This window comes from Thermus igniterrae ATCC 700962 (genome assembly GCF_000376265.1).
GTDB classification, from domain to species: domain Bacteria; phylum Deinococcota; class Deinococci; order Deinococcales; family Thermaceae; genus Thermus; species Thermus igniterrae.
In genome coordinates, this window is sequence record NZ_AQWU01000066.1 from 1 (window position 1) to 19,171 (window position 19,171).

At 68.4% G+C, this 19,171-nt stretch carries 21 protein-coding genes; 13 read left to right on the top strand and 8 right to left on the bottom strand.

Annotated elements, in window-relative coordinates:
- The 3 genes from B128_RS0107795 to B128_RS0107805 form a co-directional block, all read right to left on the bottom strand.
- Positions 1–247, bottom strand: a 247-nt coding sequence (locus B128_RS0107795) for a helix-turn-helix domain-containing protein (protein ID WP_018111722.1), incomplete at its 3' end; no start/stop codon positions are given.
- A 9-nt stretch (positions 248–256) separates the two neighbouring features.
- Positions 257–400 carry a hypothetical protein gene (locus B128_RS12880; protein WP_018111723.1) on the bottom strand — a complete coding sequence of 48 codons (144 nt, stop codon included), beginning with the start codon at positions 398–400 and terminating at the stop codon, positions 257–259.
- Positions 400–1,617 carry an aspartate kinase gene (locus tag B128_RS0107805; RefSeq protein WP_018111724.1) on the bottom strand — a complete coding sequence of 406 codons (1,218 nt, stop codon included), beginning with the start codon at positions 1,615–1,617 and terminating at the stop codon, positions 400–402. Before B128_RS0107805 ends, B128_RS12880 begins: the two co-directional genes overlap by 1 nt.
- A gap of 88 nt (positions 1,618–1,705) precedes the next feature.
- Between B128_RS0107805 and B128_RS0107810 the strand changes: the two genes are divergently transcribed.
- From B128_RS0107810 to B128_RS0107820, 3 genes are read left to right on the top strand one after another with little or no spacing between them, the layout of a single operon-like run.
- The gene (locus B128_RS0107810; protein WP_018111725.1) at positions 1,706–2,839 is read left to right on the top strand and encodes a methyltransferase; all 1,134 of its coding nucleotides are present in this window, start codon (positions 1,706–1,708) and stop codon (positions 2,837–2,839) included.
- A complete protein-coding gene (gene rpoD, locus B128_RS0107815; protein ID WP_018111726.1) occupies positions 2,836–4,188 on the top strand; it encodes an RNA polymerase sigma factor RpoD in 1,353 nt (450 codons plus the stop codon). Before B128_RS0107810 ends, rpoD begins: the two co-directional genes overlap by 4 nt.
- Positions 4,189–4,236: 48 nt before the next feature.
- Positions 4,237–5,070, top strand: a complete 834-nt coding sequence (locus B128_RS0107820) for a DMT family transporter (protein WP_018111727.1) — start codon at positions 4,237–4,239, stop codon at positions 5,068–5,070.
- On the opposite strand, the gene B128_RS0107825 is transcribed toward B128_RS0107820, so the two are convergent.
- Entirely contained in the window at positions 5,054–5,563 is a 510-nt protein-coding gene (locus B128_RS0107825; protein ID WP_026175122.1) for a 2'-5' RNA ligase family protein, read from the bottom strand. The genes B128_RS0107820 and B128_RS0107825 overlap by 17 nt on opposite strands.
- A 17-nt stretch (positions 5,564–5,580) precedes the next feature.
- The gene (locus B128_RS0107830; RefSeq protein WP_018111729.1) at positions 5,581–6,954 is read right to left on the bottom strand and encodes an amidohydrolase; all 1,374 of its coding nucleotides are present in this window, start codon (positions 6,952–6,954) and stop codon (positions 5,581–5,583) included.
- Between the two features lie 75 nt (positions 6,955–7,029).
- Here B128_RS0107830 and B128_RS0107835 point away from each other — a divergent pair, with 75 nt between their 5' ends.
- The 10 genes from B128_RS0107835 (at position 7,030) to B128_RS0107880 (ending at position 15,890) form a co-directional block, all read left to right on the top strand.
- Positions 7,030–8,142: a cytochrome c3 family protein gene (locus tag B128_RS0107835; RefSeq protein ID WP_018111730.1), complete on the top strand. Its 1,113-nt coding sequence runs from the start codon at positions 7,030–7,032 to the stop codon at positions 8,140–8,142.
- Between the two features lie 51 nt (positions 8,143–8,193).
- Positions 8,194–8,691, top strand: coding sequence for an NUDIX domain-containing protein (locus tag B128_RS0107840; protein ID WP_156822406.1), 498 nt, complete (start codon positions 8,194–8,196; stop codon positions 8,689–8,691).
- Positions 8,669–9,553: a riboflavin biosynthesis protein RibF gene (gene ribF / locus B128_RS0107845; RefSeq protein ID WP_018111732.1), complete on the top strand. Its 885-nt coding sequence runs from the start codon at positions 8,669–8,671 to the stop codon at positions 9,551–9,553. The genes B128_RS0107840 and ribF overlap by 23 nt, the downstream gene beginning before the upstream one ends.
- A 38-nt stretch (positions 9,554–9,591) precedes the next feature.
- Complete coding sequence (locus B128_RS0107850) at positions 9,592–10,557, top strand: sensor histidine kinase (protein ID WP_011172613.1); 966 nt, start codon at positions 9,592–9,594, stop codon at positions 10,555–10,557.
- Positions 10,554–11,150 (top strand): response regulator, encoded by a 597-nt coding sequence (locus tag B128_RS0107855; protein ID WP_011172612.1) that lies wholly within the window; start codon positions 10,554–10,556, stop codon positions 11,148–11,150. The genes B128_RS0107850 and B128_RS0107855 overlap by 4 nt, the downstream gene beginning before the upstream one ends.
- Before the next feature lie 124 nt (positions 11,151–11,274).
- A complete protein-coding gene (locus tag B128_RS0107860) occupies positions 11,275–11,802 on the top strand; it encodes a TorD/DmsD family molecular chaperone (RefSeq protein ID WP_011172611.1) in 528 nt (175 codons plus the stop codon).
- Positions 11,774–14,071 carry a molybdopterin-dependent oxidoreductase gene (locus B128_RS0107865; RefSeq protein ID WP_011172610.1) on the top strand — a complete coding sequence of 766 codons (2,298 nt, stop codon included), beginning with the start codon at positions 11,774–11,776 and terminating at the stop codon, positions 14,069–14,071. Before B128_RS0107860 ends, B128_RS0107865 begins: the two co-directional genes overlap by 29 nt.
- On the top strand, positions 14,071–14,658 hold the full coding sequence (locus B128_RS0107870) for a 4Fe-4S dicluster domain-containing protein (protein ID WP_011172609.1): 588 nt from the start codon (positions 14,071–14,073) through the stop codon (positions 14,656–14,658). Before B128_RS0107865 ends, B128_RS0107870 begins: the two co-directional genes overlap by 1 nt.
- Positions 14,651–15,412 carry a polysulfide reductase NrfD family protein gene (locus B128_RS0107875; protein ID WP_011172608.1) on the top strand — a complete coding sequence of 254 codons (762 nt, stop codon included), beginning with the start codon at positions 14,651–14,653 and terminating at the stop codon, positions 15,410–15,412. The genes B128_RS0107870 and B128_RS0107875 overlap by 8 nt, the downstream gene beginning before the upstream one ends.
- A 37-nt stretch (positions 15,413–15,449) precedes the next feature.
- A complete protein-coding gene (locus tag B128_RS0107880; protein ID WP_011172607.1) occupies positions 15,450–15,890 on the top strand; it encodes a rhodanese-like domain-containing protein in 441 nt (146 codons plus the stop codon).
- Positions 15,891–15,931: 41 nt separating this feature from the next.
- Here the strand turns inward: B128_RS0107880 and gcvPB are convergent, their stop codons facing one another.
- From gcvPB to gcvH, 3 genes are all read right to left on the bottom strand, one after another.
- The gene (gene gcvPB / locus B128_RS0107885) at positions 15,932–17,353 is read right to left on the bottom strand and encodes an aminomethyl-transferring glycine dehydrogenase subunit GcvPB (protein WP_018111735.1); all 1,422 of its coding nucleotides are present in this window, start codon (positions 17,351–17,353) and stop codon (positions 15,932–15,934) included.
- A complete protein-coding gene (gene gcvPA / locus B128_RS0107890; protein ID WP_018111736.1) occupies positions 17,350–18,666 on the bottom strand; it encodes an aminomethyl-transferring glycine dehydrogenase subunit GcvPA in 1,317 nt (438 codons plus the stop codon). Before gcvPA ends, gcvPB begins: the two co-directional genes overlap by 4 nt.
- A gap of 108 nt (positions 18,667–18,774) precedes the next feature.
- Positions 18,775–19,161 carry a glycine cleavage system protein GcvH gene (gcvH, locus tag B128_RS0107895; protein ID WP_018111737.1) on the bottom strand — a complete coding sequence of 129 codons (387 nt, stop codon included), beginning with the start codon at positions 19,159–19,161 and terminating at the stop codon, positions 18,775–18,777.
- Positions 19,162–19,171: the final 10 nt, after the last annotated feature.

The following is a 19,171-nucleotide window of genomic DNA, read 5'->3' on the forward strand; positions in this document are numbered from 1 at the left end:
GGCGGAGGTCGGCCATGGGCTTGCCTTGGTTGTAGCGGTGGAGGGTGTCCCGGACCCAGCGGGTGGAGTAGCCCAGGGTTTGGGCGACTTTTGGGATGGGGTGGCCGGTGGCGAGGAGCCAGAGGGCGTGCCAGCGGGAGCGTTCTATGGGGTCTTGGCTTTCCCGGTACAGGGCGTGAAGGTTATCCGGGTGATGCTGCAGCTTGAGTTGCAGCCGGGGGCGGCGTTGGTGTTTGGCGAGGTCCATGGCCCCATTCTACGGGAGAGGACTAGGGGGATTTCTTATGAGTCCACCCCGGGCGATGCCCAGGAGGAGGTCAAACTCCTCCTCCCGGACCTGGTCCGCCAGCCTCCGGGTGAGGCGGAGGAGGTCCTCCCAGGAAAGCCAGAGCCTCTCCATCAGGGCCTGTCCAGCTCAAAGGCCTGGTGCACGGCCCGCAAGGCGGCCTCAGCGTACTGGGCGGGGATGATGACCGAGATGCGCACCTCGCTGGTGGCGATCATCTCAATGTTGGCCCCCACGCCGGCCACCGCCTGGAACATCCTGGCGGGGATTTCCGGGGCCGAGGCCAGGCCCACGCCCACGATGGAGACCTTGGCGATGTCCGGGCGCAGGATGGCCTCACCGCCGATTTCCGCCAGGACGGGCTCTAAGGCCTCGAGGGCCTCCTGGGCGAAGTCCTTCTTCACGGTGAAGGCCATCTGCTGCCGCGAGGGGTCGTGGCCGGGCACTCCCTGGATGATCATGTCCACGGCGATGCCCCGCTCCGCCAGGGCCTGGAAGACCTTGGCGGCAATCCCCGGCTGATCGGGAATGCCGATGAGCCCGATCTGGGCGTGGTCCAGGTCCAGGGCCGCCCCCGTCACCGTCTTGCCCATTTCCATGTTGACCTCCTTTACCAGGGTACCGGGATTGTAGGAAAAACTGGAGCGCACGTGGAGCACCACCCCGTAGCGCTTGGCGTAGTAGACCGCCCGGGGGTGGAGGACCCGCGCCCCCAGGGCCGCCATCTCCAGCATCTGGTCGTAGCCGATGACCTCTAGCTTGCGGGCCTCGGGAATCAGGTGGGGGTCGGTGGTGTAGACCCCCTCGGTATCCGTGTAGATCTCGCACTCCCTGGCCCCCAGGGCGGCGGCGATGGCCACCGCGGTGGTGTCCGAGCCGCCGCGGCCCAAGGTGGTGATCTCCCCCTCCCGGGTGGTGCCCATGAAGCCGGCAATCACCGCCACATACCCCTCTTCCAGGGCCTTGAGGATGCGCGAGGGGTCCACGGACAGGATGCGGGCATCCCCGAAGCGCCCGTCGGTGAGGATGCCGATCTGGTGCTGCACGAACCCCCGGGCAGGGATGCCCATGGCCCAAAGCTGCATGGAAAGCAGGGCCACCGAGACCTGCTCCCCCGTGGTGGTGAGGAGGTCCAGCTCCCGGAAAGGGGGTCTCGGGTTCACCCGCTTGGCCAGGGCGATGAGCTCGTCGGTGGTGTGGCCCATGGCCGAGACCACCACCGCAAGTTTATGCCCCTTCTCCCGATAGTGGGCGATCCGCTGGGCCACCTTGTGGATGCGCTCCAGGTCGCCCACAGAGGTGCCGCCGTACTTCTGAACCACCAGGGCCACGCTCGCCTCCTTCCCGCCCAGGGGGCGGTTTGAGGAGGAATACTATCACATTTGCCCTCCTCCCCCAAGCCCCGTATTCTGGGGAGACGTGAGCCTTACCTTGGAGGAATACCACCGCCTCACCCCCCTGCCTCGGCCCGGAGGGGTGCTCTACGTGAAGCCCGGGGCCCGGGGCTATCGCGACCCGGTCTACGACCTGCTGCAACGGGTGGTGGCCCCCTTCGGCCAACGGGCCCTGGACCTGAACCCGGGCGTGGGTTGGGGAAGCCTGCCCCTGGAGGGCCGGATGGCGGTGGAACGCCTGGAGACCTCGCGGGCCGCCTTCCGTTGCCTGGAGGCAAGCGGCCTAAAGGCCCGGCTGGCCCCCCCCTGGGAAGCCGAGGAGGGGGTTTTCGACCTGGTGGTCCTGGCCCTGCCCGCGGGCCGGGGCACAGCCTACGTGCAGGCCAGCCTGGTGGCGGCGGCCCGGGCCCTGCGGATGGGAGGGCGGCTTTACCTGGCGGGGGACAAGAACAAGGGGTTTGAACGCTACTTCAAGGAGGCCCGGGCCCTTCTGGGCTACGGGGAGGTGCTGGAGCGAAAGGGCCCCGTCCGCGTGGCCCTGCTGGAAAAGGAACGGGAGGCCCCACCCCTCCCTCCCCTGTGGCAGAGCTTCCGCGCCCCCCTCCTGGGCGAGGCCTACACCTTTTTCCACCTCCCCGGGGTCTTTTCCGCGGGCAAGGTGGACAGGGCCTCGGTCCTCCTCCTCGAGGCCCTACGGGGGGAGGTGGGCCTGGGGGGGCTGAGGGAAAAGGCGGTCCTGGACCTGGGGGCCGGCTACGGGGCCCTCACCCTGCCCCTGGTCCGCCTGGGGGCCCGGGTGGTGGCCGTGGAGGACGACCTGGTCTCGGTGCTCTCCCTGAAGAAGAGCCTGGAGGCCAACCACCTCAGCGCTAGGGTCCTCCATTCTGACGTGGACGAGGCCTTGACGGAGGAGGAGCGGTTTGACATCATAGTAACGAACCCCCCCTTTCACGTGGGGGGTGCGGTCATCCTGGATGTGGCCCAGGCTTTTGTGGAAGCGGCGGCGGCCCGGCTGAAGCCGGGCGGTGGGTTTTTCCTGGTGGCCAACCCTTTCCTCAAGTACGAGCCCCTTCTGGAAGAGCGCTTTGGCGCCTTCAGGACCCTTTTGGTAAGGGAGTACAAGGTGCTCTTTGCCCTCAAGGAGGGAGGTCGGCGTTGAAGAAAGCCAAGAGCAAGAAGACCAAGAGCGCGGCCGTGGAGAACAAGGAGTCCCTGACCAATCTGGGCGCGGAAAGCCCCTACAAGGAGGACCTGCCGGGGGAGGAGCCGGACTTTCCCCCGGCCAAGGCCCTGGAGGCGGACCTTTCCGACCTGCCCGAGCCCGACCCCGAGCTTCTGGAGGCCGACCCCGATCTGAGCGTTCTGGACGAGCCCCTGGACCTCGAGGCCGACGAGCTCCTCCCTGAGCCTGAGGGAGAGGAGCTCTTTGAGGAGGAGGAAGAGCTGGCCCTGCCCAAGGTCTCCACCTCCGACCCCGTGCGCCAGTACCTGCACGAGATCGGCCAGGTACCCCTCCTCACCCTGGAGGAGGAGATTGAGCTGGCCCGGAAGGTGGAGGAGGGGATGGAGGCCATCAAGCGCCTCTCCGAGGCCACGGGCCTGGACGCTGACCTCATCCGCGAGGTGGTGCGGGCCCGCATCCTGGGCACCGCCCGCATCAGCCAGATCCCCGGCCTGCGGGAAAAGCTAGACCCCAAGACGGTGGAGGAGGTGGACGCCAAGCTCAAGAGCCTGCCCAGGGAGCTCAAGCGCTACCTGCACATCGCCCGCGAGGGGGAAGCGGCGCGGCAGCACCTCATTGAGGCCAACCTGCGCCTGGTGGTCTCCATCGCCAAGAAGTACACGGGCCGCGGCCTGTCTTTCCTGGATTTAATCCAGGAAGGTAACCAGGGCCTTATCCGGGCGGTGGAGAAGTTTGAGTACAAGCGGCGCTTCAAGTTCTCCACCTACGCCACCTGGTGGATCCGCCAGGCCATCAACCGGGCCATCGCCGACCAGGCCCGCACCATCCGCATCCCGGTACACATGGTGGAGACCATCAACAAGCTCTCCCGCACCGCCCGCCAGCTCCAGCAGGAGCTGGGCCGGGAGCCCACCTACGAGGAGATCGCCGAGGCCATGGGCCCCGGCTGGGACGCCAAGCGGGTGGAGGAGACCTTGAAGATTGCCCAGGAGCCCGTCTCCCTGGAAACCCCCATCGGGGACGAGAAGGACAGCTTCTACGGGGACTTCATCCCCGACGAGAACCTCCCCTCCCCCGTGGACGCCGCCGCCCAGAGCCTGCTTTCCGAGGAGTTGGAAAAGGCCCTTTCCAAGCTCTCCGAGCGCGAGGCCATGGTGCTCAAGCTGCGCAAGGGGCTCATTGACGGGCGGGAGCACACCCTGGAGGAGGTGGGGGCCTACTTCGGGGTGACCCGGGAGCGCATCCGGCAGATTGAGAACAAGGCCCTGCGCAAGCTCAAGTACCACGAGTCCCGCACCCGCAAGCTCCGGGACTTCCTGGACTAGCCCCTTCCCCGCCCCGGGCGGGCTTTTCCCGCCCGGGGCCTTTTCGCCATGGAAACCTCCTCCCTCCTGGCCCTGGGTTTTGGCCTCCTTTCCGCCCTCACCTGGGGGGCAGGGGACTTTGGGGGTGGGATGGCCTCCAGGCGCACCCACCCCCAGGGGGTGGTCCTCTGGGTCTCCCTCCTGGGCTTTCTGCTCTTCCTCCTCCTGGCCCTTCTCCTGCGCGAGCCCCTGCGGGAAGGGGACCTTCCCTTCGCCCTCCTGGGCGGGGCCTCGGGGACCCTGGGGCTTCTTGGCCTGTACCGCGCCCTGGCCCAAGGGGCCATGAGCCTGGCCGCCCCAGTGGCGGGGGTGGTGGGGGCAGCCCTCCCCGTGGCCTTAGGGACCCTCTGGGAGGGCCCGCCCGGCCTCCTTCCCGCCCTGGGCATGGGGGCAGGCCTCCTCGGGGTGTGGCTGGCCTCGAGGCCCGAGGGAAGGGCCAAGCCCGCCGGCCTCCCCTGGGCCTTCTTGGCGGGGGTAGGCTTCGGGGGTTACTTCGCCCTCATGGACCGGGTGGAGGGCCTCCTCTGGCCCGCCGCCTTGGCCAAGCTCACCGCCTTCCTCCTGGTCCTGGCCCACGGCCTCCTGGCCTGGCCCAGGCCCTGGCCTCCCCTGCGGGGCAGGCCCTGGGTCCTCCTGGCGGGGTTAGGGGACGCCGGGGGGAACCTCTTCTTCCTCCTGGCGGCGCAAAGCGGCCGTCTGGACGTGGCTGCGGTGACCTCCTCCTTCTACCCGGCCTTCACCGTGCTCCTGGCCTGGGCCCTCTTGGGGGAGCGGCTGGGGCGAAGCCGGCTTCTGGGCCTGGGGTTCAGCCTCCTGGCCCTGGGCCTCATCGCCCTGGGCTAGGGCCCAGGGGGAAGCGGGCCACCTCCACCAGGTGAGCCTCCCCCTGGTCTCTCACCAGCACCGCCTCCTTCACCAAAAAGGAACCCCGGGGCGGGGGAGGAAGGCTTGCGGCAAGCGCCTTCGCCGCCTCCTCCGAAAGCCCCAGGGCCAGGGTGAGGTGGGGGAGGTAGCTGGGCCCCTCAATCTCCTTGAGGGGGGGGGCCAGGGGCTCCAGGGCGTGGTAGAGGCGGCGGAAGGGGGTGCCCCCGTAGGCCCGGAGGTAGACCACCCCCTGGGGAAAGTACCCCCAGCCGCCGAGGCGCAGGCGAAAGGGGGCATGGCCGCGCAGGATGCCTGCTAAGGCGATCTTCAGGGCCTCCTCCTCGTAGGGCCAGTCAAAGGGCTGGCGCAGGTTGAGGTGGGGAGGGCCGAAACCCCGCACCCCGTGGAGGGTCTGGAGGCTTTCCATAAATTGCCCCAGGTCCCCCGGCGGCCATACCAGCACCCCGTACACGGCGCCAGTATACCGGGCTAAAAAAGCTCCAGCCTGCCCCGGTAGACCCGGCCCACCGGCCTCCCCCCCTCCCACAGGGTGAGGTCCGCCCGCAGGCCCGGGGCCAGGCGGCCGTAGTCCCCCCAGCCCGCCGCCCGGGCGGCCCCTTCCGTGTGGGCCCAGAGCACCGCCTCGGGGGGAAGGCTCTCCTCGGGGCAGAGGGGATGCTGGGTGGCCGCCAGGAGGTTCTCGGCGTACTCAGGCTTAGCCACCGGGGCGTCGGAGCCGAAGGCCAGGGGAAGCCCGGTGGCCCAAAGGCTACGGAAGCGGAAGGCCTCCTCCGGGGGAAACCCGTAGGCCCGCACCAGGTGCTGGTCCAAAAGGAGGTGGAGGGGCTGGAGGGAAAGGGCCAGGGGAAGGCCCTGGAAGCGGGGAAGCTCCTCCTTTCGCACGTGTTGCACGTGCTCCAGGCGCAGGGTGAGCCCCTTGGCCCGGGCCAGGGGGGCAAGCTCCTGGAAGACCCCCAAGACCCCGGCCACCGCCCGGGTGCCGATGGCGTGCACCGCCAGGGTGAACCCGGCCTTCAGGGCCTCTTTGCCCTCCTCCTTTAGGACCTCGAGGCCGTCCAAGGGCATGCCCAGGGAGCCGTCGGGGTAGGGGGTGTGCATCCAGGCGGTGCGGCTTCCCAAAGCGCCGTCGGCGAAGAACTTGACCCCCGCCAGGTGCAGGTCCCCGTACCACCCCGGCCTCCGGCCCCGCCAGGCCCCCCTGGGCAGGGCCCACCAGAGCCGCACCGGCAACTCCAGGGCCAAGGCCCAGTCCAGGGCCTCCGGGGGCTCGTAGCCCAGGGCGTGCACCGCGGTGTACCCCCTTTGGGCAAAGTCCTGCAGTCCCCGGCGGAGGTCCTCCGGGGAGGGCGGGGGCAGGTGGGGCTCCAAGGCCTCCTGGGCCCTCTCCAAAAGGTAGTAGGGCACCCCCTCGGGGTCCCGCAGGAAGGCCCCGCCCTCAGGAGGCTCGGCCCCCGGGCCCAGCCCGGCCTGCTGGGCGGCCAGGCGGTTGATCCAGGCGGAGTGGTGGTCCCGGCTCCTCAGGCACACTGGGTGCCCCGGGGCTGCCCGGTCCAGAAGCCCAGGAGGCGGTGGCTTGGGGAAGAGAAACCCCCGTCCCTCCACCCAGCTCCCCGGGGGAAGCCCCCGGGCCGCCGCCGCCACCCGCTCGGCCGCTTCCTCCGGCGAGGCCACTCCCGTAAGGTCCAGCCCCCTTAAGGCCATGCCCCAGTAAAGGGGATGGGCGTGGGCGTCCTGGAGGCCAGGGGTGATGGCCTCGAGGCGAAGGCCCCTGGCGCCTTCCTCCACCCGGGCGATCCTCTCCCCCTCCAGCAAAAGGCTTTGTTTACCGTCCGTGAGCCACACCCTGCAGTTTACGGGACATATTACCCTTGACTCAGGCCATAATGGGGGTGTGAGCTAAACCTGGAGGAGGTGGCTATGAAAAAAGCCCTTTTTGCCCTCTTGGCCCTAGGTCTCATGGTGGCCTTTTCCAGCAAAGAGGCCATTCAGAAGGAGTGGGAGGCCAGCGCCCACAACAACGGGGTCATGGGGGCCAAAAGCCTGCCCCAGGCCACGGTGGAGGTACGGGCAGAAAACGCCGCCCACTGCGCCCGCTGCCACAGCGAGCAGGGGTTCTTGGCCTGGCTGAACCAGCTGAAGAAGGGGAACCCCGGCAACCTGGTGGGGCCTGATGGCAAGGCGGCCACGGTGGACTACCTGCGCTCCTTAGGCCTCACCCAGGCCCAGGTGAAGCCCATCACCTGCAAGACCTGCCACGACGACGACGGCGATCTCCGCCTGGTCCACGACACCCCCATGCTGCCCGCGGGCTTCCGGGCGGTGGGCGTGGGGAGCGGGGCGCTGTGCATGGCCTGCCACAACACCCGCAACGGGCGCATCACCTGGAACGCCGCCGATGCCGGCCGCTACACCTCCCCCCACTACTCCGCGGAGGCCGATGTCATCCTGGGCAAGAACGGCTACTTCGTGGACGACACCCGGGAGTGGAATAACCCCCATGCCTTCTTCACCGGGGGCTCCTGCTCCACCTGCCACATGAGCCTATCCGGTAAGGACTACACCGCCCACACCTTCAAGACCCCGGAGAACCTCTGCGCCTCCTGCCACGGGGCCAAGTACACCAAGGAGATGGTCCAGGACAACACCGAGCACCTCATGTCCCTGGTGCGCACCATGGTGAACGCCAAGGTGCTGGCGGTGCGGGACCGCATCAAGACGGTGCGGGCCTACAACCCCGACACCGGCCAGTTCACCCCCAACGTCCAGGTGAAGGCCCCCGTGTACCGGGTGGACATCGTCTCCTTCGGCGGGCAGCTGGGCTTCAAGATGGACCTCACGGACGGCACCACCCTCTGGAGCCAGCTGGGGGACATCCGCGACGAGAAGGGCCAGCCCGTCTTCTCCACCAAGGACCCTGTGGTGCGGGCCGCCTGGAACTACATCCTGGTGAAGTACGACGGCTCCAAGGGCATCCACAACCCCACCTACACCCGGGCCCTCCTCCTGGCCACGGTGGAGGCCCTGAGGTAAGGGACCCTGCCAGGACCCCCCGGGGGCTCCCCCCGGGGGTTTTGCCGTAGCATGGGAGGCGTGGACCGCACCTACCTCTACCGGGGCCGCATCCTGAACCTGGCCCTGGAGGGTCGTTACGAGATCGTGGAGCACAAGCCGGCGGTGGCGGTCATCGCCCTGAGGGAGGGGAAGATGCTCTTCGTGCGCCAGCACCGTCCGGCGGTGGGCCTAGCCCCCCTGGAGATCCCCGCAGGGCTCATGGAACCGGGAGAAGAACCCCTGGAGGCCGCCAAGCGGGAGCTGGCCGAGGAGACCGGCCTCACAGGCCGCCTCACCTACCTCTTCAGCTACTTCGTCTCCCCCGGGTTCACCGACGAGAAGACCTACGTCTTCCTGGCGGAGGACCTGCGGGAAGCCGAGGCCACCCCGGACGAGGACGAGGCCATTGAGGTGGTCTGGCTGGAGCCAGAAAAGGCCCTGGAACTTCACCAAAAAGGGGAGGTGGAGTTCTCCGCCACCGGCATCGTGGGCATCCTCTACCACCATGCTTTTCTCCGAGGTGGCTGACGTCCCCAAGGGGCCCAAGGTGGTGGCCGTGGGCTCCTTTGACGGGGTTCACCTGGGCCACCAGCACCTCCTGCGCCAGGCCCTGGCCGAGGCCAAGGCCCTCCACCAGCCCCTTTTGGTCTACACCTTTGACCCGCCCACCAAGGTCTTCACCCGGGGGGAGGGCTTCCTCATGGACCTCACGGAGAAGGTGGAGGCCCTGAGGGCCCTGGGGGTGGAGCTCATCCTGGCGGTGCCCTTCAACGAAACCTTCGCCCGGCGTCCGGCGGAGGAGTTCCTGGAGGACCTAAGGACCCTGGGGGCCAGCCGCATCTACGTGGGGGAGGACTTCCGCTTTGGCCGGGGCCGGGGCGGGGACCCCGAGGCCCTGGCCCGGGTGGCCCCCACCCGGGTGGTGCCCCTTCTGGCCTTAGGGGGGGAGCCGGTGAAGTCCAGCCGCATCCGCGCCCTTCTCCAAGAGGGCAGGGTGGAGGAGGCCCGCCACCTCCTGGGCCGCCCCTACGGGGCCTATGGGGTGGTGGTGGAGGGGGAGAAGCTGGGAAGGAGGCTCTCCTTCCCCACCGCCAACCTGGCGGTCCACCCCCTGAAGGTCCTTCCCCCCGGGGTCTATGCGGTGGAGGCCATGGGGGACTTCGGGCGGTACAAGGGGGTGGCCAACGTGGGCACGAGGCCCACGCTGGGGGGCGGGGAGAGGCGGCTTGAGGTCCACCTCCTGGGCTTCGCCGGGGAGCTTTACGGGGAGGAGGTGCGCCTCCTTTTCCTCAAGCACCTGCGCCAGGAAAGGCGTTTTGAGAGCCTCGAGGCCCTGAAGGCCCAGATCGCCCAGGACGTGGCCGCGGCCCGGGCCTACTTTGGGCTTTAGGGACACCTCTCCCCCGTCCCTTCCCCTAAGCTGGAACTGTGGACTGCGCCCGCCTGGCCGAGGCCTTGAGCGGGGCCCGGGGGAAGCAGGAGGTGTTCCGCCGGGCCCTTGCCGCCCTCGAGGCCGAGGGCATCATCCGTTGCGGGGAGGCCTACGGGGTGGGGGAAGGGCTCAAACTCTACCAGATGCAGGGGTGTCGCACCACCTGCCCCCTGGTGGCCCACTCCCGGGCCCTAGCGGAGGAGGCCCTGCAACGGGGGGAAAAGGTGGTGGATGGGCCTTTCGTGGCCCTGCCCATCCGCCAGGGGGAGAAGACCCTGGCGGTGCTGGTGCTGAGCCTGGCAGAAGGGCAGGAACTCCCCGAAGCCCTTCCCGCCCTCCTCCTCCTGGCCCTGAAGCGCCCGGGGCTGGAGCTGGCCGGGCGCCTCCTTTGGGCCCAGGAGGAGGAAAGGCGCCGGGTGGGGCGGGAGCTGCACGACGGGGTGGGAAGCCTCCTCACCGCCGCTCTCCTCACCCTCAAGGTGGCCGAACGGCGCCCGGAGAAGCTCCCCGAGGCCCGGGCCCGGGTGGCCGAGGCCCTGGAGGAGGTGCGTAGGCTCTCCCAGGAGCTCCGCATGCCCCTTCTGGACGACCTGGGCCTGGATGAGGCCCTGAGGCGCTACCTGGAGGGGTACCGCCGGCATGGCCTCGAGGTGGAGGCCCGCCTCCAGGTACCCCCTCTGCCCAAGGAGAAGGAGGTAGCCCTCTTCCGGGTGGTGCAGGAAGCCCTCACCAACGTCCTGCGCCACGCCCGGGCGGGGCGGGTCAAGGTGGAGCTCTGGCCCGAAGGGGACCGGCTTTTTGGCCTGGTGGAGGACGATGGGGTGGGCTTTGACCCGGAGTCCACCCCGCCTTCCGTGGGGCTTCTGGGCATGCAGGAACGCATCCAGGGCCTGGGGGGTAGCCTGGTGCTGCGCTCGGCCCCGGGCCAGGGAACCCGGGTGGAGTTCGGGGTGCCCCTATGAGGGTGGTGTTGGTGGAGGACCACCACCTGGTGCGCAAGGGGCTTAGCCTCCTCCTGGAGGAGGGAGGGCACCAGGTGGTGGCGGAGTTCGCCAGCGCCGAGGAGGCCCTGGCCACCCCCTGGGAGGCCGAAGTGGTCCTCCTGGACCTGAACCTGCCGGGGATGGGGGGCCTAGAGGCCCTCCCCCACCTGGCCCAAAGGGCCAAGGTGCTGGTGGTCTCCATGCACAACGAACCCGCCTACGTGGCCCGGGCCTTTGCCCTGGGGGCCCGGGGTTACCTGCCCAAAGACGCCCTGGACCAAGACCTCCTGGAGGCCCTAGCGCGCCTTTCCCAAGGCCTCCGCTACCTCCACCCGAGCCTGACCGAAGCCCTCCTGGAGGGGCAGGCAGAGCCCGGCCCCGAGGTCCTTTCCGAAAGGGAGAGGGCCGTGGTGGCCCTCCTGGCCCAGGGCTACACCCTCTCCCAGGTGGCCGAGCGCCTGGGGCTTTCCGTGAAGACCGCTTCCACCTACAAGCAACGGGCCCTGAACAAGCTGGGCCTCATGGACACCCCCGAGCTGGTGCGCTGGGCCAGGGAGCACGGCCTGGCCTGAGGGCCCTGATTGGGACATTCTTCCCAAGGACATTTGCCTTAGGAGAACTTCCGACAGGGAGAGGGAAAACCCTCTGTCTCGTGAAAGAAGGGGCAAGCCCTAGCCTGAGGCCAGGAGGTGAGGCATGGAACTCCTGGGCTGGGTCACAGCAAGCCTCTTCGCCCCACCGGGGGAGGCCTTCTTCCGGGAGCTCTCCGCGGGCACCCTGGAGGAGGCGCTGGAGGAGCTCACGGGCCACCCCGTGGCCCTGCCCCAGGTGGCTCCCTCCGAGCTCCAGGCCGCCTACACCGCCCTCTTCGTCAGCAACCCGAGCGGGCTCCCCGCCCCCCCCTACGCGGGCTATGCCCTGGACGGGGAGCTCTTCGGCCCCTCCTACCACCGGCTTCTGGAGCTCTACCGGGAGGGGGGCCTCGAGGTCCAGGAAACCTGGCGCGACCTCCCCGACCACCTCTCGGCCCTGGGGGAGGCCATCGCCCTCCTGAACCCCAGACGGCCCGACCTCTCCCGCCGCCTGGTCCAGGAGTTCCTTCACCCCTGGCTGAAACGCTTTGGCCCGGCGGTAAAAGCCCACGACCCCACCGGCTTCTATCGCGAGCTGGTGGAACTTTTAGAGGAGGCCATCCATGCAAAGACGGGAGTTTCTGAAGCTTAGCGCCCTGGGTGTGGGGGCCATGGCCTTGCGGGGAAGCGGCCCCGCCAAAGCCCTCAAGGCCCCCTGGTACGCCCAGGAAGTAAAGAGCGTCTACCAGATCTGCGAGGGATGCTTCTGGCGATGCGGCATCGTGGCCCACGCCGTGGGCAACCGGGTCTACAAGGTGGAGGGGTACGAGGCCAACCCCAAAAGCCGGGGCCGGCTCTGCCCCCGGGGCCAGGGGGCTCCCCAGACCACCTACGACCCCGACCGCCTGAAGCGCCCCCTCATCCGGGTGGAGGGGAGCCAGCGCGGGGAGGGCAAGTACCGGGTAGCCACCTGGGAGGAGGCCTTAGACCACATCGCCAAGAAGATGCTGGAGATCCGCGAAAAGTACGGCCCCGAGGCCATCGCCTTCTTCGGCCACGGCACCGGGGACTACTGGTTCGTGGACTTCCTGCCCGCCGCCTGGGGCAGCCCCAACGCCGCCAAGCCCTCCGTTTCCCTCTGCACCGCTCCCCGGGAGGTGGCCTCCCAGTGGGTCTTCGGCCGTCCCATCGGCGGCCACGAGCCCATTGACTGGGAAAACGCCCGCTACATCGTCCTCATCGGCCACCACATCGGCGAGGACACCCACAACACCCAGCTCCAGGACTTCGCCCTGGCCCTGAAAAACGGGGCCAAGGTGGTGGTGGTGGACCCCCGCTTCTCCACCGCCGCCGCCAAGGCCCACCGATGGCTCCCCATCAAGCCGGGCACCGACACCGCCCTGCTCCTGGCCTGGATCCACGTGCTCATCTACGAGGACCTCTACGACAAGGAATACGTGGCCAAGTACACGGTGGGCTTTGAGGAGCTCAAGGCCCACGTAAAGGACTTCACCCCCGAGTGGGCCGAGAAGCACACGGAAATCCCCGCCCAGGTGATCCGGGAGGTGGCCCGGGAGATGGCCGCCCACAAGCCCAGGGCGGTCCTTCCCCCCACCCGGCACAACGTCTGGTACGGGGACGACACCTACCGGGTCATGGCCCTCCTCTACGTGAACGTCCTCCTGGGCAACTACGGCCGCCCCGGGGGGTTCTACATTGCCCAAAGCCCCTACCTGGAGAAGTACCCCCTGCCCCCCCTGCCCCTGGAGCCGGCGGCAGGCGGGTGCTCGGGGCCCTCGGGGGGCGACCACGAGCCCGAGGGCTTCAAACCCCGGGCGGACAAGGGCAAGTTCTTCGCCCGCTCCACCGCCATCCAGGAGCTCATTGAGCCCATGATCACCGGGGAGCCCTACCCCATCAAGGGGCTCTTCGCCTACGGCATCAACCTCTTCCACTCCATCCCCAATGTGCCCCGCACCAAGGAGGCCCTGAAAAACCTGGACCTCTACGTGGCCATTGACGTCCTGCCCCAGGAGCACGTGATGTGGGCGGATGTCATCTTGCCCGAGGCCACCTACCTGGAGCGCTACGACGATTTTGTCCTGGTGGCCCACAAAACCCCCTTCATCCAGCTAAGGACCCCCGCCCACGAGCCCCTCTTTGACACCAAGCCCGGCTGGTGGATTGCCCGGGAGCTGGGCCTCAGGCTGGGGCTGGAGCAGTACTTCCCCTGGAAGACCATTGAGGAGTACCTGGAGACCCGGCTCCAGAGCCTGGGCCTGGACCTGGAGACCATGAAGGGCATGGGTACCCTGGTGCAACGGGGCAAGCCCTGGCTGGAGGACTGGGAGAAGGAAGGCCGCCTCCCCTTCGGCACGGCCTCGGGGAAGATAGAGCTCTATTGCCAGCGGTTCAAGGAAGCCGGCCACCAGCCCCTGCCCGTCTTCACCCCCCCGGAGGAACCCCCGGAAGGCTTCTACCGGCTCCTCTACGGCCGGAGCCCGGTGCACACCTTCGCCCGCACCCAGAACAACTGGGTCCTGATGGAGATGGACCCCGAGAACGAGGTCTGGATCCACAAGGAGGAGGCCAAGCGGCTGGGCCTGAAGGAGGGGGACTACGTGATGCTGGTGAACCAGGACGGGGTGAAGGAAGGCCCCGTGCGGGTCAAACCCACGGCCAGGATTCGCAAGGACTGCGTGTACATCGTCCACGGCTTCGGCCACAAGGCCCCCCTCATGCGCCTGGCCCACGGGCGCGGCGCCTCCGACAACTACCTGCAGACCCGGTACAAGCTGGACCCCATCTCCGGCGGGGCCGGCCTGCGGGTGAACTTCGTGAGGCTGGAGAAGGCGGAAAGGCCCAGGCTACCCTCCCTTACTGGGCTGGCCAAGCGCCCCTTTGACGAAAGGAGGATGTGATGCCCCGCTACGCCATGGCCATTGACCTAAGCCTCTGCGTGGGCTGCGCCGCCTGCGCCGTGGCCTGCAAGATGGAAAACGAGGTCCCTCCCGGGGTCTTCAACCTCTGGATCCGGGAGCGGGAGGTGGGGGAATACCCCAACCTGGTGGTGGAGTTCCGCCCCGAGCAGTGCCTGCACTGCGAAAACCCCCCTTGCGTGCCCGTCTGCCCCACGGGGGCCAGCTACCAGACCAAAGACGGCCTGGTGCTGGTAGACCCCAAAAAGTGCATCGCCTGCGGGGCCTGCATTGCCGCCTGCCCCTACGATGCCCGCTACCTGCACCCGGCAGGTTACGTGAGCAAGTGCACCTTCTGCGCCCACCGGCTGGAAAAGGGCAAGGTGCCGGCCTGCGTGGAGACCTGCCCCACCTACTGCCGCACCTTTGGCGACCTGGAGGACCCGGAAAGCCCCGTGGCCAAGGCCCTTAAGGCGGCAGAGCGGGTGGACGTGCTAAGGCCCGAGCAGGGTACAAGGCCCAAGCTCTTCTACCTGAACGCCCCTTCCAAGAAGGGGCTCACCCGGGAAAGCGAGGTGCACCATGGCTGAGTTCTACGGCCTCCCCAACGCCCAGGAGTTCTGGCACTGGACCAACGCCCTCCACTTCGTCCTGGTAGGGCTGGCAGGAGGTGTGGCCCTTCTGGCCGCCCTCCTCCACCTTAAAGGGGATGCGGAGGCCCGGCGCTACACCCTCTACGCTCTCATGCTCATCGCCCTGGACCTCTTCATCCTCTGGGCCGAGTCCCCCGCCCGCTTCCGCTTCACCCACATCTGGCTTTTCCTTTCCTTCCACCCCACAAGCCCCATCTGGTGGGGGGCCTGGGGCCTGGGGCTTGGCTTCCTCACCGGGGGGCTCCTCTACCTGGGCAAGGGGTCCCAGCGGGCCCTGGCCTGGGCCCTCCTGGTTTTCAGCCTGGTGGCCCTCTCCTACCCGGGCCTGGCCCTGGCGGTAAACCTCAACCGCCCCCTTTGGAATGGGCTCATGGCAGGGCTTTTCCCCCTCACCGCCTTGGTCTTGGCCCTGGGCCTGGCGGCCCTCCTCAAAAGCCCCTGGGCCCTTTTCCCCTTGCGGGTGCTGGCGGGGGCTTCCCTGCTCCTCGCCCTCCTCTACCCCCTCACCCTTCCGCCGGAGGCCCGGGGGCACCTTCTGGAGGAGGCAGGGTTCTGGTACGGGCTTTTCCTCCTCCTGGGCCTCGGGACTTTCTGGCAAGAACGCCTGGCCCCCTGGGCGGGGCTTTTGGCGGCGGCAGGCCTCAGGGCCCTCCTGGTCCTGGCAGGCCAGTGGCAAGGTCTTGGCCTTTAGGGGTTATGGCCCCTAGGGAATGCGAAGGAGGTACACGATGAAAGGCACGAAGAAGCTGGCTTGGTTGGGTCTTCTGCTGGTGCTTCCGGTTCTGGCGCAGGCTACCACGGTCACCTACTCCGCCCTCACGGTGCGGGAGCTGGGCAACTTCCTCATGAACCTGCCCACTGGGTTCTACGCCATCGCCCCGGCCGCGGCCAAGAACATGATGGACACCGTGGACGTCTTCATCCTGGATGTGCGCGAGCCCAATGAGTTTGCGGGTGAACGCATCCAGGGAGCGGTGAACATCCCCATCCGCGATCTGCCCAAGCGGGTGGGCGAGCTGCCCAAGGGCAAGCCCATCATCGTCTACTGCAAGGTGGGGCACCGGGGCTCCATGGCCATGATGTTCCTCCGGGGCCAGGGCTACAACGTGCAGAGCATCAGCGGTGGCCTGGACGGCTGGAAGAACGCGGGTCTGCCCGTGGTGAAGTAGGCTAGGAAGGCTGGGGGCGGGGCCAAAGCCCCGCCCCCTTTTTATTCGTCAAAGTAGGTGAGCTTGGGGCTTCGGTTGGCCCTAAGCTCGTCCAGGCGGCGGACCGGGGTGGAGTAAGGGGCACCCTCCAGCCACTCCTTGGGCTTTTGCAAAAGCTCGCCCAGGGCCTCGGCAAAGGCCTCGAGGGTCTCCTTGCCCTCGGTCTCCGTGGGCTCCACCATCAGGGCCTCCTTGACGATGAGGGGGAAGTAGACCGTGGGGGGGTGGAAGCCCAGCTCCAAAAGCCCCTTGGCCAGATCCAGGGCGCGGAAGCCCTGGGGGGGCTGGGCCACGAACTCGTGCATGCACGGGGCGTCGTAGGGCACGCGGAAACCCTTTTCCTTCAGGAGCTCCTTGAGGTAGCGGGCGTTGAGCACGGAAAGGGCCGCGGCCTTCTTAAGGCCCTCCAGGCCCAGGGTGCGGATGTAGACCCAGGCCCGCACCAGGGCCAGGAAGTTGCCGTAGAAGCTCCGCACGCGGCCGATGCTCTTGGGACGCTGGAAGTCCAGGTAGAAGCCCTCCTCCCCCCGGGCCACCGTGGGCACGGGCAGGTAGGGGGCCAGGTGGGCCTTCACCCCCACGGGGCCGGAACCGGGCCCGCCCCCGCCGTGGGGGACGGTAAAGGTCTTGTGGAGGTTGAGGTGCACCACGTCAAAGCCCATGTCCCCGGGCCGGGCCCAGCCCATGATGGCGTTCAGGTTGGCCCCGTCGTAGTAGAGCTGGACCCCGGCCTCCTTGGCCAGGCGGGAGATCTCCAGGATGCGTCGCTCAAAGAGGCCCAGGGTGTTGGGGTTGGTGAGCATGATGGCGGCCACGTGGGGGCCCAGCTCCCGCTTGAGGGCCTCGAGGTCCACCTCCCCATCAGGGCCCGAGGGCACCTCCTTCACCTCGTAGCCCGCCATGCTGGCGGTGGCGGGGTTGGAGCCGTGGGCGGAGTCGGGCACCAAGACGAGCCGCCGCTCCTTCCCCTCCCCCCGGTCCTCGTGGTAGGCGCGGATGATGAGGATGCCCGTAAGCTCCCCGTGGGCCCCGGCCGCGGGCTGCAGGGTGATCTCGTCCATCCCGGTGATGGCCTTCAGGTACTCCCCCAGCTCCCACATGAGCTGCAAGGCCCCCTGGACCGTCTGGGGATCCTGGTAGGGGTGCAGGTAGGCGAAAAGGTGCACCGCCTCCTCGTGGAGCTTGGGGTTGTACTTCATGGTGCAGGAGCCCAAGGGGTAGAAGGTGGTGTCCACCCCCACCTGGCGGCGGGAGAGGCCGGTGTAGTGGCGCACCAGGGTGAGCTCGTCCACCTCGGGGAGGCGGGGCGGGTCCTGGCGCAGGAAGGCCTGGGGGATGTAGGCCTCCGCCCGGGGCACCTCCTTGACCAGCTTTAGGCCGCGCCTACCCTTGCGGCTCCGCTCAAAGATCAGGGGAAAGCTCATGCCAGCACCTCCTTCAGGGCGTCCCGAAGGGCAAGAAGGTCCGCCTCCGTGTGAAGCTCGGTGGCGGCAAAAAGGGCTAGGTTCTCCCCGTACTCCCGGGGCACCGGGGTGGCGGCGTGGAAGCCCCTTTGGGCCAGGGCCCGGCGCACCGCCTCCGGGGGCTTGGGAAGCCGCAGGACGAACTCGTTGAAGAAGGGCTCCGGGGTGAAGGGCTCCACCCCGGGGATCTCCCGGAGAAGCCCATAGAGGCGGTGGGCCGCGGCCACCCCCGCCAGGGCCACCTCCTTAAGCCCCTCCGGGCCCAGGGCCGCCAGGTACATGGCCCCCATGAGGGCGGTGAGCTGGGCGTTGGTGGTGATGTTGCTCTTGGCCTTGGCCCTGCGGATGTACTGCTCCCGGGCCTGCAGGGTGAGGATGAAGCCCCGCTTCCCCTCCACGTCCCGGGTCTCGGAGACCAGCCGCCCGGGAAGCTGGCGCACGAAGGCCTTCTTGGTGGCCAAATACCCGAAGTGGGGCCCGCCGAAGCCCAGGGGCAGGCCCAGGACCTGCCCGTCCCCCACGGCGATGTCCGCCCCGTAGGCCCCAGGGGGCTTGAGGAGGCCCAGGGAGAGGGGATCGGCCACGGCCACAAAAAGGGCCCCCGCCCCGTGGGCCGCCTCGGCCAGGGGGGCCAGGTCCTCCAGGGCCCCCAGGAAGTTGGGGTTTTGGGCCACCACCGCCCCCACGTCCTCCGGCACCGCCACCCTTGGGGTCCTGCCCCCTTCCAGGGACAGGGTGAGGAGCTCTGCCCCCACCGCCTCCAGGTAGCTCCGAAGGACCTCCCGGTACTCGGGGTGGACCCCCTGGGAGACCAGGACCCGCATCCTCCCCGTCTCCCGCAGGGCCAGGAGGACCCCTTCCGCCAAGGCGGTGGCCCCGTCGTACATGGAGGCGTTGGCCACCTCGAGGCCCGTGAGCTCAGCCATCATGGTCTGGTACTCAAAGGTGGCCTGCAGGACCCCCTGGCTCACCTCGGGCTGGTAGGGGGTGTAGGCGGTGAGGAACTCCCCGCGGGCGCCCAGGGCCTGGACCACGGGCGGCGTGTGGTGGCTCCGCACCCCACCCCCCAGAAAGGCCTTGGGGGCGGGCTTGTTCTTCTCCGAAAGGCGCCTCAGGGCCTCCAGCACCGCCCACTCCGGCTCGGGCTCGGGCAGGGCGATGGGGGGGTTCAGGATCTCCGGGGGCAGGTGGGCGAAGAGGTCCTCCAAGCGCTCTGCCCCCACCCGCTCCAGCATGGCCCGGATCTCTTCCTCCGTGTGGGGCGTGTAGTCCATAGGTTCATCCTTAAACAAAGGGCCCGGGCCATTTGACCCGGGGCCACAGAGGGGCCTCCCACCCCGGCTAAGGGCCGGGCGCCGAGGGACCCCCGCTTCGCCATAGGCCTAGGCTTCGCTCTCCAGGGCCTCCGCGTAGCCGTCCGCGTCCAGAAGGTCGTCTAGGTGGCCCATGTCCAGGGGGCGCAGGCGGAAGATCCAGCCCTCCCCGTAGGGGTCCTGGTTGATGAGCTCGGGGGTCTTCTCCAGGGCGGCGTTTACCTCCACCACCTCCCCGGCCACGGGGGCGTAGATGTCGGAGGCGGTCTTCACGCTCTCCACCACCGCCACCGCCTCCCCCTTCTCCACCTTCCGCCCCACCTCGGGGAGCTCCACGTAGACCACATCCCCCAGGGCGTCCTGGGCGTAGTCGGTGATGCCCACGAGCACCGTGTCCCCCTCGGGTAGGGCCCACTCGTGGCTTTTGGTGTAAAAGCGGTCCTTGGGTATGTCCATAGCGCCTCCT